This is a genomic window from Streptococcus alactolyticus (genome assembly GCF_012277075.1).
Taxonomy (GTDB): domain Bacteria; phylum Bacillota; class Bacilli; order Lactobacillales; family Streptococcaceae; genus Streptococcus; species Streptococcus alactolyticus.
Genome location: NZ_JAAXMT010000016.1, coordinates 1 through 14,728, shown reverse-complemented (window position 1 = coordinate 14,728; position 14,728 = coordinate 1). Strand labels below are relative to the sequence as shown.

13 protein-coding genes are annotated in these 14,728 nt (G+C 40.5%); 12 read left to right on the top strand and 1 reads right to left on the bottom strand.

Annotation, left to right across the window (positions count from 1 at the left end; genetic code table 11):
- Window positions 1-106: 106 nt before the first annotated feature.
- The 7 genes from mecA (at window position 107) to sufB (ending at window position 7,347) form a co-directional block, all read left to right on the top strand.
- Window positions 107-862 carry an adaptor protein MecA gene (mecA, locus tag HFK82_RS08040; protein ID WP_168261397.1) on the top strand — a complete coding sequence of 252 codons (756 nt, stop codon included), beginning with the start codon at window positions 107-109 and terminating at the stop codon, window positions 860-862.
- 1 nt (window position 863) lies between these two features.
- Window positions 864-2,021 carry a glycosyltransferase family 4 protein gene (locus HFK82_RS08035; RefSeq protein ID WP_168261396.1) on the top strand — a complete coding sequence of 386 codons (1,158 nt, stop codon included), beginning with the start codon at window positions 864-866 and terminating at the stop codon, window positions 2,019-2,021.
- Between the two features lie 123 nt (window positions 2,022-2,144).
- Complete coding sequence (gene sufC / locus HFK82_RS08030; protein WP_154455421.1) at window positions 2,145-2,915, top strand: Fe-S cluster assembly ATPase SufC; 771 nt, start codon at window positions 2,145-2,147, stop codon at window positions 2,913-2,915.
- A 77-nt stretch (window positions 2,916-2,992) separates the two neighbouring features.
- Window positions 2,993-4,255 carry a Fe-S cluster assembly protein SufD gene (sufD, locus tag HFK82_RS08025; protein WP_168261395.1) on the top strand — a complete coding sequence of 421 codons (1,263 nt, stop codon included), beginning with the start codon at window positions 2,993-2,995 and terminating at the stop codon, window positions 4,253-4,255.
- Window position 4,256: 1 nt separating this feature from the next.
- Window positions 4,257-5,489 carry a cysteine desulfurase gene (locus HFK82_RS08020; protein ID WP_168261394.1) on the top strand — a complete coding sequence of 411 codons (1,233 nt, stop codon included), beginning with the start codon at window positions 4,257-4,259 and terminating at the stop codon, window positions 5,487-5,489.
- Window positions 5,476-5,928 (top strand): Fe-S cluster assembly sulfur transfer protein SufU, encoded by a 453-nt coding sequence (gene sufU, locus HFK82_RS08015; RefSeq protein WP_154455418.1) that lies wholly within the window; start codon window positions 5,476-5,478, stop codon window positions 5,926-5,928. Before HFK82_RS08020 ends, sufU begins: the two co-directional genes overlap by 14 nt.
- A complete protein-coding gene (sufB, locus tag HFK82_RS08010) occupies window positions 5,929-7,347 on the top strand; it encodes a Fe-S cluster assembly protein SufB (RefSeq protein WP_154455417.1) in 1,419 nt (472 codons plus the stop codon).
- Window positions 7,348-7,420: 73 nt separating this feature from the next.
- Here the strand turns inward: sufB and pbp3 are convergent, their stop codons facing one another.
- Complete coding sequence (gene pbp3 / locus HFK82_RS08005) at window positions 7,421-8,650, bottom strand: D-alanyl-D-alanine carboxypeptidase PBP3 (protein ID WP_206151232.1); 1,230 nt, start codon at window positions 8,648-8,650, stop codon at window positions 7,421-7,423.
- Between the two features lie 175 nt (window positions 8,651-8,825).
- On the opposite strand from pbp3, the gene HFK82_RS08000 reads away from it, so the two are divergent.
- The 5 genes from HFK82_RS08000 to HFK82_RS07980 all read left to right on the top strand — a co-directional run bounded on the left by HFK82_RS08000 (window position 8,826) and on the right by HFK82_RS07980 (window position 14,538).
- A complete protein-coding gene (locus HFK82_RS08000) occupies window positions 8,826-10,481 on the top strand; it encodes a peptide ABC transporter substrate-binding protein (RefSeq protein ID WP_168261392.1) in 1,656 nt (551 codons plus the stop codon).
- Window positions 10,482-10,592: 111 nt separating this feature from the next.
- Window positions 10,593-11,507: an ABC transporter permease gene (locus tag HFK82_RS07995; protein ID WP_168261391.1), complete on the top strand. Its 915-nt coding sequence runs from the start codon at window positions 10,593-10,595 to the stop codon at window positions 11,505-11,507.
- 10 nt (window positions 11,508-11,517) lie between these two features.
- Window positions 11,518-12,549: an ABC transporter permease gene (locus tag HFK82_RS07990; protein WP_168261390.1), complete on the top strand. Its 1,032-nt coding sequence runs from the start codon at window positions 11,518-11,520 to the stop codon at window positions 12,547-12,549.
- A gap of 10 nt (window positions 12,550-12,559) precedes the next feature.
- Entirely contained in the window at window positions 12,560-13,606 is a 1,047-nt protein-coding gene (locus HFK82_RS07985; protein ID WP_168261389.1) for an ABC transporter ATP-binding protein, read from the top strand.
- Window positions 13,606-14,538, top strand: a complete 933-nt coding sequence (locus tag HFK82_RS07980; RefSeq protein ID WP_168261388.1) for an ABC transporter ATP-binding protein — start codon at window positions 13,606-13,608, stop codon at window positions 14,536-14,538. Before HFK82_RS07985 ends, HFK82_RS07980 begins: the two co-directional genes overlap by 1 nt.
- Window positions 14,539-14,728: the final 190 nt, after the last annotated feature.

The window sequence follows — 14,728 nt, the reverse complement described above, 5'->3', positions numbered from 1 at the left end:
TTTTACTGCCTAGAGCTATTTTTAAAAAGGTAATTAACTTTTTAAAATTGAAAAAGCGCGACTTTTCCTGTATAATATAATGACTACTCGTGCGAGGTAATTTAGTATGGAAATGAAACAGATTAGTGAAACAACACTTAAAATAACGATTAGTATGGAAGATTTGGAAGAACGTGGTATGGAATTGAAAGACTTTTTGATTCCACAAGAAAAGACAGAAGAGTTCTTCTATTCTGTCATGGATGAATTGGATTTGCCAGATACCTTTAAAGATAGCGGTATGCTTAGCTTCCGCGTGACTCCAAGAAAAGACCGTATTGATGTCTTTGTGACCAAATCAGAACTCAATAAAGATTTGAATTTTGAAGATTTAGCGGCTTTTGATGACGTGTCAAATATGTCCCCAGAAGAATTTTTCAAGACACTTGAACAAACCATGTTGTCAAAAGGGGATACAGATGCCCATGAAAAACTTGAAAAAGTCGAAGCGATGCTTGAAAATGAAGCAGACGCTGCTATGGCAAGTCAAGAAGAAGCAGAAGCATCTGATGAGGATATCAATCCGTCAGATTATGTGCACTATGTGCTTGATTTTCCAGACTTGAAGTCTGTCGTTGCCTTTGCCAAAGTCATTGATTTGCCAGTTGAAGAATCTGAACTCTACAAGGACCAAGACAGTTACCACATGACGATTTTGCTTGATTTGCAAAATCAACCGTCTTATTATGCCAATTTGATGTATGCGCGTTTATTGGAATACGCTAACCCAGGGACAAAAACACGTGCATATTTACAAGAACATGGTATTGAGATGCTCTCAACTGCAGCCCTAACAAAATTAAAAATGATTGAGTTGATGTAATATGATACCATTTACAATTGATTACGTTCTTGTCCTGATTGGTGGCTTTTTGCTGTCTTTATTTTTGACGCCGATTGTTCGCTCTATCGCCTTTCGTGTGGGAGCTGTTGACAATCCCAATGCCAGACGCATCAACAAGGTTCCTATGCCAAGTAGCGGTGGTCTAGCCATTTTCCTGTCTTTTTTGGTGTCTGCCTTGATTTTAATGCCAAAGGTGTTAAAAGGCATACCAGGGGCAGTGTCTTATTTTGACTACATTTTACCTGTGGTTATCGCTGCTTTAATCATCACGGCGACAGGTTATATTGACGATATTTTTGAATTAAAACCTCGGACCAAAATGCTGGGTATCATTATTGGTGCGGTCATTGTCTGGGCGTTTACGGACTTTCGTTTTGATAGTTTTAAAATTCCATTTGGCGGGCCGCTGTTAGAGTTTAATTCGGTTGTGACCTTCTTTTTGACGGTCTTTTGGATTATTTCCATTACCAATGCCATGAATCTGATTGATGGGTTGGATGGTTTGGTTAGTGGGGTATCGATTATCAGCCTTGGAACCATGGCTTTGGTGTCCTACTTCTTTTTACCGCAAACGGATTTTTACTTGACCTTGACCATTTTGCTGTTAATTGCTTGTATTGCAGGCTTTTTCCCTTACAACTATCATCCAGCTATTATTTATTTGGGGGATACTGGTGCCCTCTTTATCGGATTTATGATTGGAGTGCTATCACTGCAAGGTCTGAAAAATTCGACGGCAGTAGCGGTTATCACACCAGTGATTATCCTTGGGGTGCCAATCTTAGACACAACAGTTGCCATTATTCGACGCAAATTATCTGGTCGTCCTGCCACAGAAGCTGACAAAATGCATTTGCATCACCGCTTGCTAGCAATGGGTTTTACCCATCGTGGTGCGGTTTTGGTGGTCTATGGCATTGCTATTTTGTTCTCTTTGATTGCTTTGTTGCTTAATGTATCAAGTCGTGTCGGTGGCATGTTATTGATTATCGGTCTGGCCTTTGCCCTCGAAGTCTTTATCGAAGGACTGGAAATTTGGGGTGTTGGTCGTACGCCACTCTTTAATACACTTAAATTTATCGGAAATAGCGACTACCGCCAAGCTGTTATGTTGCAATGGAAGCAACGTCGAAAATAATAAGCAATAAAAAAAGCCTTAAATGGCTTTTTTTGTTATAATGGGTAATAGCCTTATAGAAATGCGGTAATTTTCTGAAAATTATCGCGATATTCGATATTGATGAATGGGAGGAACGTACACATGTCTGTACTCGAAATAAAAGATCTTCATGTTTCTATTGAAGATAAGGAAATCTTAAAAGGTGTCAATTTGACCCTCAAAACAGGTGAGATTGCTGCGATCATGGGACCAAATGGAACAGGGAAATCAACCTTGTCTGCCGCTATTATGGGAAATCCCAACTACGAAGTGACTCAAGGTGAAATCTTGCTAGATGGCGAAAACATCCTTGAATTGGAAGTGGATGAGCGCGCTCGCCTCGGGCTCTTCCTTGCCATGCAATACCCATCTGAAATTCCTGGTATTACCAATGCCGAATTTATCCGTGCAGCTATGAATGCTGGAAAAGAAGATGAAGACAAGATTTCAGTGATGGACTTTATCACAAAATTAGATGAAAAAATGGCTTTTCTTGGTATGAAAGAAGAAATGGCAGAGCGTTACCTCAACGAAGGCTTCTCAGGTGGTGAGAAAAAACGCAATGAAATCCTCCAATTGTTGATGCTTGAACCGAAATTTGCCCTTCTTGACGAAATCGACTCAGGCCTTGATATTGATGCTCTTAAAATTGTTTCAAAAGGGGTTAATGCCATGCGTGGTGATGACTTTGGTGCCATGATTATCACTCACTACCAACGACTTTTGAACTACATTACACCAGATGTTGTGCATATCATGATGGATGGACGCGTTGTACTATCAGGCGGTGCGGAACTTGCTGCTCGTCTTGAAAAAGAAGGTTACGCTAAAATCGCCGAAGAACTTGGTTTGACCTACGAGGAAGAAGTGTAATGAATGATGTCAAAACCTACTAATTTCAGTAGGTTCTACTCGCGTAAATTAGGATAAAAAGGAGTAAACATCAACTTATGACAAAAGAAGCTATTCTTAATTTCTCACTAAGCAAGGCAGAACCCATATGGCTACAAGATAGCCGTTTGGCTGCTTTTAATAGCATCAAACACCTAGATTTACCTGAAATTAATCGTGTCAAATTTCATCGTTGGAATCTAGGTGACGGGACCCTTTCAGAAGACCAAGCTATGGCAAATGTGCCTGATTTTACAGCACTTGGGGACAATCCAAAACTTGTTCAAGTAGGGACACAAACTGTTTTTGAACAATTACCTACACATTTGATTGACCAAGGTGTGATTTTTACGGATTTCTACGCTGCCTTAGAAGAAATTCCTGATATTATTGAAAAATACTTTTGTAAGGCGCGTGGAGCCAAGGAAGACAAATTAGCAGCCTACCACATGGCTTATTTTAACAGTGCGGCAGTGCTTTACGTTCCCGATAATGTTGAAATTGACGAGCCTATTGAAGCTTTGTTTTACCAAGACAAAGCAAGTGCGGTGCCATTTAACAAACATGTGCTCATCATCGCTGGACGCAATAGTCGCGTGAATTACTTAGAGCGTTTTGAAACAATTGGTGAAGGAGATGCCAAAGCTACCGCTAATATTGGTGTTGAATTGATTGCCCTCGATGGTAGTCAGGTGAAATATTCGGCTATTGACCGTCTTGGTGATAACGTAACGACTTATATTAGCCGTCGTGCCCGTCATGGCAAAGATGCTAGTGTGGATTGGGCGCTAGGTGTCATGAACGAAGGTAATGTGATTGCTGACTTTGACTCTGATTTGTATGGAGATGGTAGCCATGCTAATCTGAAAGTCGTCGCTGCCTCATCAGGACGCCAAGTGCAAGGTGTGGATACTCGAGTGACAAACTACGGTTGCAATTCTATTGGTCACATTTTGCAACATGGGGTTATTTTAGAACGTGCGACCCTTACCTTTAATGGTATTGGACATATTGTTCATGGGGCTAAAGGGGCGGATGCTCAGCAAGAAAGCCGTGTCTTGATGCTTTCAGATAAGGCACGTTCAGATGCCAACCCGATTCTTTTGATTGATGAAAATGATGTCACGGCTGGTCACGCTGCCTCTATCGGGCAAGTGGACCCAGAAGATATGTATTATTTGATGAGCCGTGGTTTGGATAAGGATACAGCAGAACGCTTGGTTATTCGTGGTTTCTTGGGCGCTGTTATCACAGAAATTCCAGTCAAAGAAGTACATGACGAAATGATTGACGTCTTAGATAAAAAATTGGAGAATCGTTAAAATGACTGCATTTGATGCTCACAAAATTTATCAAGACTTTCCTATTCTCGACCAAGTGGTCAATGATGAACCTTTAGTTTATCTTGACAATGCTGCGACCACACAGAAACCACAGGCTGTTCTTGATGTTCTTAACGATTATTACCACACGACGAATGCTAATGTTCACCGAGGAGTGCATACACTTGCTGAGCGTGCCACCTCTCTTTACGAAATCAGTCGTGAAAGAGTCCGCCAATTTATCCATGCCAAATCGACCAAGGAAGTTCTCTTTACGCGAGGTACCACAACAGGGTTAAACTGGGTGGCTCGTTTTGCAGAAGAAGTGTTACAAGCAGATGATGAAGTTTTGATTTCCATTATGGAACACCACTCAAACCTCATTCCTTGGCAAGAAGCGTGCCGTAAAACAGGGGCAAAACTCGTGTATGTTTACCTCAAAGACGGCCAGCTTGATATGGCAGATTTCCGAGCAAAACTCAATGCCAAGACAAAATTTGTCAGCATTGCCCATGTGTCTAATGTGTTAGGCTCTGTGCAACCCGTTAAAGAAATGGCAGAGCTGGCTCATCAAGTTGAGGCCTATATGGTAGTTGACGGTGCCCAATCAACCCCTCACATGGCTATTGACGTTCAGGATTTAGATTGCGATTTCTTTGCTTTTTCTGGCCATAAAATGCTAGGTCCAACAGGTATTGGCGTGCTTTATGGCAAAGAAGAACTCCTAAATCGCATGTCCCCTGTCGAATTTGGCGGTGAAATGATTGATTTTGTCTATGAACAAGAAGCAACGTGGAAAGAATTGCCATGGAAATTTGAAGCAGGAACCTCTAATATTGCAGGAGCTATTGCTCTAGGTGCTGCGGTTGATTACTTGACCAATATCGGAATGGACGCCGTTCATGCTCATGAGCAAGAATTGGTTAACTATGTCCTTCCAAAATTGCAAGCCATTGATGGTGTGACGGTTTATGGGCCACAAGACCCTAGCCAGCACATGGGAGTGATTGCCTTCAATGTAGAAGGTTTGCATCCGCATGATGTGGCAACGGCCTTGGATTATGAAGGGGTTGCTGTTCGTGCTGGTCACCACTGTGCCCAACCACTACTTACTCATTTAGGTATTCCATCAACTGTTCGTGCAAGTTTTTACATATATAATACCAAGGAAGATTGTGACCGTTTGGTGGAAGCCTTGGTCAAGACAAAGGAGTTTTTCAATGGCACTTTCTAAATTAGATAGTCTCTACATGGCGGTTGTGGCGGACCATTCTAAAAATCCCCACCACCATGGCAAACTCGATGATACCACACCTGTTCATTTGAATAATCCAACCTGTGGAGATGTCATCTCACTTTCTGTTAAATTCGATGGTGACCGTATTGCTGATATTGCTTTTGATGGCGACGGTTGCACCATTTCAACAGCCTCATCAAGCATGATGACTGATGCAGTGATTGGCAAAACCAAGGAAGAAGCCTTGGTTTTAGCTGAGATTTTTTCAGAAATGGTCCAAGGACAAAGCTCTGCAGAACAAAAAAAATTAGGTGACGCAGCCTTTTTGGCAGGCGTGTCTAAATTCCCTCAACGAATCAAATGTTCAACACTTGCATGGAATGCGCTCAAAAAAGCGATTGCAATGGATGATAATGACGATAGAGAAGGTGATTAAATGTCTGAAAACAATGAAAAAGTAACACCAAAACCAATTGATCTTGGGGAATATCAATTTGGTTTTCACGATGATGTCACGCCTGTCTTTTCTACGGGAAAAGGAATCAGCGAAGAGGTTGTTCGTGAAATGTCAGCGGAAAAAGGCGAACCTGAATGGATGCTCGATTTCCGTTTGAAATCCCTAAAAATATTTAATGAAATGCCTATGCAAACGTGGGGCCCTGATTTGTCAGATATCAATTTTGACGACATTACCTATTATCAAAAAGCGTCTGACAAACCTGCCCGTTCATGGGACGACGTTCCAGATAAAATCAAAGAAACCTTTGAACGAATTGGTATCCCTGAAGCAGAACGTGCGTATTTGGCTGGTGCTTCAGCCCAATACGAATCAGAAGTTGTTTACCACAACATGAAAGAAGAGTATGACAAGCTAGGTATTATTTTCACAGATACGGATTCTGCTTTGAAAGAATACCCTGACCTCTTTAAAAAATACTTTTCAAAATTAGTTCCGCCAACAGATAATAAATTGGCTGCTTTAAACTCAGCCTTTTGGTCTGGAGGAACTTTTATCTACGTACCAAAAGGGGTTAAAGTGGATATCCCGCTTCAAACCTATTTCCGTATCAATAATGAAGCGATGGGGCAATTTGAACGTACACTGATTATCGTAGATGAAGGAGCAAGTGTTCATTACGTGGAAGGCTGTACGGCTCCTAACTATTCATCTGCCAGCTTGCACGCTGCTATTGTTGAGATTTTTGCTCTCGAGGGCAGCTATATGCGTTATTCAACCATCCAAAACTGGTCAGATAACGTTTATAACTTGGTAACGAAACGTGCTACCGCGAAAAAGAATGCTACGGTTGAATGGATTGACGGAAACCTTGGTGCCAAAACAACCATGAAGTATCCATCTGTTTACCTTGACGGTGAAGGAGCGCGTGGTACTATGTTATCGATCGCCTTTGCTAATCAGGGGCAACACCAAGATACAGGTGCAAAAATGATTCACAATGCCCCACACACGTCATCATCTATCGTGTCAAAATCAATCGCAAAAGGTGGCGGAAAAGTGGATTATCGTGGACAAGTAACCTTCAACAAAGAGTCTAAGAAATCGGTCAGCCACATCGAATGTGACACCATTATCATGGATGATTTGTCACGTTCAGATACTATTCCGTTTAACGAAATCCACAATTCACAAGTCGCTTTGGAACATGAAGCTAAAGTCTCTAAGATTTCAGAAGAACAATTGTACTACCTCATGAGTCGTGGCCTTTCTGAACAAGAAGCGACAGAGATGATTGTTATGGGATTTGTTGAACCATTCACCAAAGAATTACCAATGGAATACGCCGTTGAATTGAACCGTTTAATCAGTTATGAAATGGAAGGTTCTGTTGGATAATAGAGAACGCCACACAAATAGGGCTTACCTTATAACAAGGTAAGCCCTATTTTTTTACTTGAAAAGGTTATTATTAGAGTTTTTCGTTGACGAAAGTCACAAAATGGTTCCACCAAACTCTGAGGAAGAAACTTCTTTCTACGTTGGTTTTTGCGACGGCTGTCACACTAGGCTCTGACTCCAAATAGCCTGTTCCGACAATCTGCTTGTCATCGTAGCTAAAGGTTCCAACTTTTTGACCTTGGAGAATTGGAGCTTCGTAGCCATTTTCCTCCGTTTTAAAAGTTGCACTTGGTTCAGTATTGATACGGCAAGCCACTTTCAAATCTTTTTCAGCGACTGCTGTGACTGATTTTTCCTTACCGTCTTTGACAAGAGCCCTGCTCTTTTGGTAACTATCACCTGATTTAATCAATGTTTTCATCTCGAAATTGGCTTTAACATAATCCAACAAATCATTTGTTGCCTCAAAACGAGCATAGGTATTGTTTTCCCAGTCGTCTGCATTTAAAATGACGGAAATCACACGCATGCCATTTTCAACAGAAGTAGCTACAAAAGACGCACCAGCTAATTCGGTTGTTCCTGTTTTCAAGCCATCCACGCCATCGCGTTCATAAGGCATCCCTTTTAACATATAATTGTAGGTATGGATGGTTGTCCCATCAAAATCAGCTGTCGCTTGATTGGTAATTTTCAAAATATCAGGGTATTCGTTGATAAGGTGTTGAGCAATGATAGCCACATCTCTAGCGCTCATCATATTTTCATCTGAACTGCTAGAACCAGGGTAAATATTGTCGCCCAAGTAACTGTTGTTTAGACCAGAAGCGTTGACTAACGTTGCATCTGTAATGCCCCATTCCTTTAGTTGTTCCTTCATCATATCCACAAAATGGCTTTCGCTTCCACCAATTTGCTCCGCAAGTGCAATAGCGGCACTATTGGCGCTGGCAACCATGGCAGCATTAACCAATTGTTCAACAGTGTATTCTCGAGCTTCCATGGGCACATTGCTGGCGTCCGAATTCGCCGTTAACTGATACGCATAATCTGAAATGGGAACACGCGTATCCCAAGACAAATGGCCCTCATTAATCTCTTTGTAAACCATGTAAACCGTTAAAATTTTTGTGATTGATGCAATACCTGCAGGCGTAGTTGCATCTTTCTCGTATAAGACCTTTCCTGTCGTTGCTTCCACAGCAATCGCGTGCTTGGCAGGAACGTCAAAATCATCGGCAGAAACTTTAACGGTAAAGAAAGCCATCAAAATGGCCAAACAAGCAATGAACTTCTTCATCAATTCCATCCTTTGTCTATTAAAATAATTAGGTATCTACCATTATATCACAGTTTGCATGGGAGATAATCTGACAAAAAATTCTGACAAAAGTATTCTCTTTAAGATAAATTTATGTTATAATCTTATCTGTCAAATAATATAATTTTTAGAGAACAACTAGGAGGAGCGTCACATGTCACTAAATAGTAAAGCATGGAAACGCATTAGCTTAGGAGCTGTAACCCTTGTTTCTGCAGCTGTTTTGACAGCTTGTGGTGGGGGCAGCTCGACAACGTCTTCATCGAAAGATGAAATTAATTGGTACTTACCAACTGAAATTAGCACTTTAGATATTTCAAAAGTAACGGATACTTATTCATCTATTGCTATTGGTAACTCAGGAAGTAACTTGCTTCGTCGCGATAAAAATGGTGATTTGCAACCAGATTTAGCAGCGAAAGATATCGAAGTTTCAGATGATGGTCTTACTTACACAGCCACTTTGCGTGACAACCTTAAATGGTCAGACGGAAGTGACTTGACAGCTGAAGATTTCGTTTACACATGGCAACGTATCGTTGATCCAAAAACAGCTTCAGAGTATGCTTACTTAGTTTCAGATGCCCACGTTTTGAACGCCGAAGAGGTTATCAACGGAACAAAGAGTGTTGATGAACTTGGTGTTAAAGCAGATGGTAATAAAGTCATCTTTACTTTGTCAAGCCCATCACCACAATTCATGAGCTTGTTGTCATTCACAAACTTCATGCCACAAAGTAAAGCTTTCGTGGAAAAAACAGGCGATGACTACGGAACAAGTTCAGACAAAGCCCTTTATTCTGGTCCGTACACTGTAAAAGATTGGAACGGAACAAACGGTACATTTACATTAGTTAAAAATAAATACTACTGGGATGTCAAAGATGTTAAGAATGAAAAAGTTAACATCCAAACCATCAAAAAACCAGATACAGCTGTTCAAATGTACAAAGACGGTCAATTGGATACCGCAAGCATTTCTGGTACAGAAGCTATCTACAATGCCAACAAGAGCAATAAAGATGTTGTAGATGTTCCTGAAGCAACAACAGCTTACTTGGTTTACAACCAATCAGGTTCTGTTAAAGCATTGACAAATACAAAAATTCGTCAAGCTCTTAACTTAGCAACTGACCGTGAAGGAATCGTTAAAGCAGCGATTGATACAGGTTCTAAACCAGCAACTGCTTTGGTACCTTACGGACTTGAAAAATTACCTGACGGTAAAGATTTGACAAATTACGTTGCTCCAGGATACAGCTACAATGAAAAAGAAGCTGCAAAACTCTTCAAAGAAGGTTTAGCTGAACTTGGAACAGACTCATTGACCTTGACGGTTACCTCAGATGCAGATAGCCCAGTTGCGAAAGCTTCTGTTGACTACCTCAAACAAACTTGGGAAGATGCTCTTCCAGGATTAACTGTTGAAGAAAAATTTGTCACATTCAAACAACGTTTGCAAGATTCTAAGAACCAAAACTTTGATGTTGTTATGAATGTTTGGGGCGGTGACTACCCAGAAGGTTCAACATTCTATAGTCTATTTACAAGCAATTCATCTTACAACTACGGTAAGTTGTCAAGTCCAGAGTATGATGCGGCTTACGAAAAAGCTGTGACAACAGATGCTCTAGACCCAGCGGCAGCTGCTGAAGATTATAAAGAAGCAGAAAAAATTCTTTATGAAAATGCAGACTACAACCCAATCTACTTCCGTAGCACAGAATCACTTCAAAATCCTTCATTAAAAGGACTTGTTCGTAATTCAACAGGGTTGCAAGTTGATTTTACCTATGCCTATAAAGAATAATCTTTAAGCAGCATTCACTAATGGGCAAGAATTGGATATGACCAATTCTTGCTTTTGTTGACAGGAAAGGTCTTATCCTGCCAACAAAAGCAATAAAGAGAAGGAAATATTATGATAAAATACATTCTTAAACGTGTTGCGATTCTACTTGTAACACTTTGGGTCGTAGTTACCCTGTCGTTTTTCCTCATGCAAGTTATGCCTGGGACTCCTTATAACAATCCAAAACTAACAGATGAAATGATTGCTATGATGAACAAGCAATATGGCTTGGATAAACCTGTTTGGCAACAATATCTTACTTACCTTTGGAATGTTCTTCATGGTGATTTTGGAACAAGTTACCAATCAATCAACCAACCAGTATCACGTTTGATTTCACAACGCTTGGGCGTTTCTGTACAATTGGGTGTGCAAGCTCTTATCATTGGTTTGGTTTCAGGTATTTTAGTCGGTGCTGCTTCAGCCCGTAACAAAAATAACTGGATTGATGGTGTGCTTAGTGTTATCTCAACATTAGGTATCTCAGTACCATCTTTCATTACAGGTCTATTCTTGTTGGTATTGTTCGGATTTAAATGGAATCTATTCCCATTAGCTGGTTGGGGTACGTTTGCTCAAACTGTCCTCCCATCAGTTGCCTTAGCTATTCCAGTTTTTGCTCAAGTGACACGATTCTTTAGGGGGCAAATGATTGAAACATTGAGTTCAGATTACATCCAATTAGCTATTGCTAAAGGTTTGACAAGACGTCAAGTCACACGCAAACACGCTTACCGTAACTCAATGATTCCTGTCTTAACGTTAGTAGGACCAATGGCTGCTAACCTTCTAACAGGTTCTGCCTTGATTGAACAAATTTTCTCAATTCCAGGAATTGGACAACAATTTGTAACGTCTATCCCTGCTAAAGATTATCCCGTTATCATGGGAACTACTATTGTTTATGCAATGATGTTGATGGTAGCTATTTTGATCACAGATATTGCAACAAGTATAGTTGATCCACGTGTACGCTTGCAATAAGGAGAAAAAGATGGCAGAAAAAAATAGAGAATTTAAACTTGTTGGCATCGGTTCAGCAAATATGCAAGAAAAAATTGAGAAGCCTGCTCTTTCTTTTATGCAAGATGCATGGCGTCGTCTCAAGAAAAATAAATTAGCCGTTATTTCAATGTGGTTCTTAGCTTTCTTGATCGTTTTCTCAATTGCTTCAGTTGCTTTTGTAACCCGTGATGAAGCCAACGCCTTTAATACAAAGGAAGTGACGACTTACCGTAACCTTCCACCGAAATTAAGTGGTGATCTTCCATTCTGGAATGGTACCATTACTTATTCTGGAAACACAGAACCAACTAATGTTTATAAAGAACAAGGGGTTCCTGAAGGAACAAAATTCATCTTAGGTACAGATAACCTAGGTCGTAGCCTTGCCAAACGTATCATCGTTGGGGTACGTATTTCCCTTCTTATCGCGATTGTTGCGACATTGATTGACCTTTTAATCGGGGTAACCTATGGTCTGATTTCAGGTTACGTTGGTGGACGCGTCGATATGGTCATGCAACGTATTATCGAGGTTGTTTCATCAATTCCTAACTTGGTTATCGTTACCATGCTTGGTCTTTTGCTAGGAAATGGTATTACTTCAATTATCATTTCAATTGCCATCGTTGGATGGACTTCAATGGCGCGTCAAGTGCGTAACTTGACCTTATCTTACCGTGAACAAGAGTTTGTTTTGGCAGCTCGTTCGCTTGGTGAAAGTGCACCAAAAATTGCCTTTAAACATATCCTTCCAAATATTTCAGGGATTATTATCGTTCAAATCATGATGACCGTTCCAAGTGCCATCATGTATGAAGCAGTCCTTTCTGCGATTAACCTAGGGGTAAAACCACCAACGGCTTCACTAGGTTCATTGATTACGGATGCTCAAGAATACTTACAATACTATCCATATCAAGTAATACTACCTTCAATGGCCTTGGTATTGATTTCACTTGCCTTTATTTTATTGGGTGATGGTCTTCGTGATGCATTTGATCCAAAATCTGGTGATCGTTAGGAGGAAAAAGATGAGTGAAGAAACAATTTTACAAGTTAAAAACCTCCGAGTAGATTTTCACACCTATGCTGGAGAAATTAAAGCGATTCGCGATGTCAATTTTGACCTTAAAAAAGGGGAAACCCTTGCTATCGTAGGTGAATCAGGTTCAGGTAAATCTGTAACAACTAAAACATTGATGGGCTTGTCAGCTCCTAATGCGAACATTACAGGTGATATTGACTTTATGGGCAAAAAATTGCTTGACCTTAAAGAAGACGAATGGACTAAAGTTCGTGGGAATGAAATTGCCATGATCTTCCAAGATCCAATGACCAGTCTTGACCCAACTATGCGAATTGGTCAACAAATCGCTGAACCAATTATGATTCACGAAAAAGTATCAAAACAAGAAGCTCTCAAACGTGCTTTGGAATTGATGAAAAGTGTAGGTATTCCAAAAGCTGAAGAACATATCAATGATTACCCACACCAATGGTCAGGGGGAATGCGTCAACGTGCCGTTATCGCTATTGCCCTAGCAGCCAACCCAGATGTTTTGATTGCCGACGAACCAACAACAGCCCTAGACGTAACGATCCAAGCCCAAATTTTGAGCTTGATGAAGAAAATTCAAAAAGAACGTAATTCATCAATTGTCTTTATTACCCACGACTTAGGTGTTGTTGCTGGTATGGCTGATCGTGTTGCTGTTATGTATGCTGGTAAAATCATTGAGTATGGAACAGTAGATGAAGTTTTCTACAATCCACAACACCCATACACTTGGGGATTGTTGAATTCTATGCCAACAACAGACACAGAAGCAGGTAGCCTTCAATCTATTCCTGGAACACCACCAGATCTTCTTAATCCTCCAAAAGGGGATGCCTTTGCACCACGTAATGAATTTGCTTTAGATATTGATTACGAAGAAGAACCACCACTCTTTAAAGTGAGTGATACGCATTACGCTGCAACATGGCTATTAGATGAACGCTCGCCTAAAGTAGAACCACCATTGCCAATTCAAAAACGTTGGGCGAAATGGAAAGAGCTTGAAGGGAGAAAAGCTTAATGACTGAAAACAAAAAAAAGCTTGTCGAGCTTAAAAATGTGTCATTGTCATTTAACGAAGGAAAAAGGAACGAAGTAAAAGCGATCGACAATATCAGTTTTGATATTTATGAAGGTGAAGTCTTTGGTCTTGTGGGTGAATCAGGATCAGGGAAAACCACCGTTGGTCGTGCTATCCTAAAATTATATGATATCAGTAAAGGTGAGATTGACTTTGACGGTGAAACCATTTCTCATCTAAAAGGAAAAGAATTACACGAATTCCGTAAAAATGTTCAAATGATCTTCCAAGATCCTCAAGCCAGCTTGAACGGACGTATGAAAATCCGTGATATTGTTGCAGAAGGACTTGATGTACATAAATTGGTTAAAACGAAAGAAGAGCGTGACCAAAGAGTTCAAGAATTGCTTGCCTTGGTTGGTTTGAATAAAGACCACTTAACACGTTACCCACACGAGTTTTCAGGTGGTCAACGTCAACGTATCGGTATTGCACGCGCATTGGCTGTACAACCTAAATTTATCATCGCTGACGAGCCAATTTCAGCTTTGGACGTGTCAATTCAGGCACAGGTTGTTAACCTAATGCAAAAACTTCAAAGAGAACAAGGCTTAACCTACCTTTTCATTGCCCATGACCTCTCAATGGTGAAATACATCTCTGACCGTATTGGGGTTATGCACTGGGGTAAAATGCTTGAAATAGGGACATCTGACGACGTTTATAACCACCCTATCCATCCATATACTAAGAGCCTATTAAGTGCTATTCCTGAGCCAGATCCAGAGTCAGAACGCACTCGTGTTCACACTGAGTACGATCCAAGTCAGGAATTGGACGGACAAGAACGTCAAATGCACGAAATCACTCCAGGACATTTTGTCCTTTCAACACCAGAAGAAGCCGAAGAGTACCGAAAAATGCATCAATAAACTCTTTGCTGTATCAGAACAGTAGTCAAATACGACTACTGTTTTTTGTGTATTAAGAAAAAAATCTCAAATTCTCTTGACAATAGATTTAGTATTTAGTATACTGAATAAGCTGTCAACGAGGGACGGTTGATAACTTAAAGGTTTTGAAAAAACTTTAAAAAAGTTATTGACAAGAGATCCAAGAGAT

Bases quoted from the DNA above. Each gene is read 5' to 3' on its own strand.
- HFK82_RS07995 (WP_168261391.1), top strand. From the start codon at position 10,593: ATGATAAAATACATTCTTAAACGTGTTGCGATTCTACTTGTAACACTT.
- HFK82_RS08000 (WP_168261392.1), top strand. From the start codon at position 8,826: ATGTCACTAAATAGTAAAGCATGGAAACGCATTAGCTTAGGAGCTGTA.
- HFK82_RS07980 (WP_168261388.1), top strand. From the start codon at position 13,606: ATGACTGAAAACAAAAAAAAGCTTGTCGAGCTTAAAAATGTGTCATTG.
- sufD (WP_168261395.1), top strand. From the start codon at position 2,993: ATGACAAAAGAAGCTATTCTTAATTTCTCACTAAGCAAGGCAGAACCC.
- sufC (WP_154455421.1), top strand. From the start codon at position 2,145: ATGTCTGTACTCGAAATAAAAGATCTTCATGTTTCTATTGAAGATAAG.
- HFK82_RS07990 (WP_168261390.1), top strand. From the start codon at position 11,518: ATGGCAGAAAAAAATAGAGAATTTAAACTTGTTGGCATCGGTTCAGCA.
- HFK82_RS08020 (WP_168261394.1), top strand. From the start codon at position 4,257: ATGACTGCATTTGATGCTCACAAAATTTATCAAGACTTTCCTATTCTC.
- pbp3 (WP_206151232.1), bottom strand. From the start codon at position 8,650: ATGAAGAAGTTCATTGCTTGTTTGGCCATTTTGATGGCTTTCTTTACC.
- HFK82_RS07985 (WP_168261389.1), top strand. From the start codon at position 12,560: ATGAGTGAAGAAACAATTTTACAAGTTAAAAACCTCCGAGTAGATTTT.
- sufU (WP_154455418.1), top strand. From the start codon at position 5,476: ATGGCACTTTCTAAATTAGATAGTCTCTACATGGCGGTTGTGGCGGAC.
- mecA (WP_168261397.1), top strand. From the start codon at position 107: ATGGAAATGAAACAGATTAGTGAAACAACACTTAAAATAACGATTAGT.
- sufB (WP_154455417.1), top strand. From the start codon at position 5,929: ATGTCTGAAAACAATGAAAAAGTAACACCAAAACCAATTGATCTTGGG.
- HFK82_RS08035 (WP_168261396.1), top strand. From the start codon at position 864: ATGATACCATTTACAATTGATTACGTTCTTGTCCTGATTGGTGGCTTT.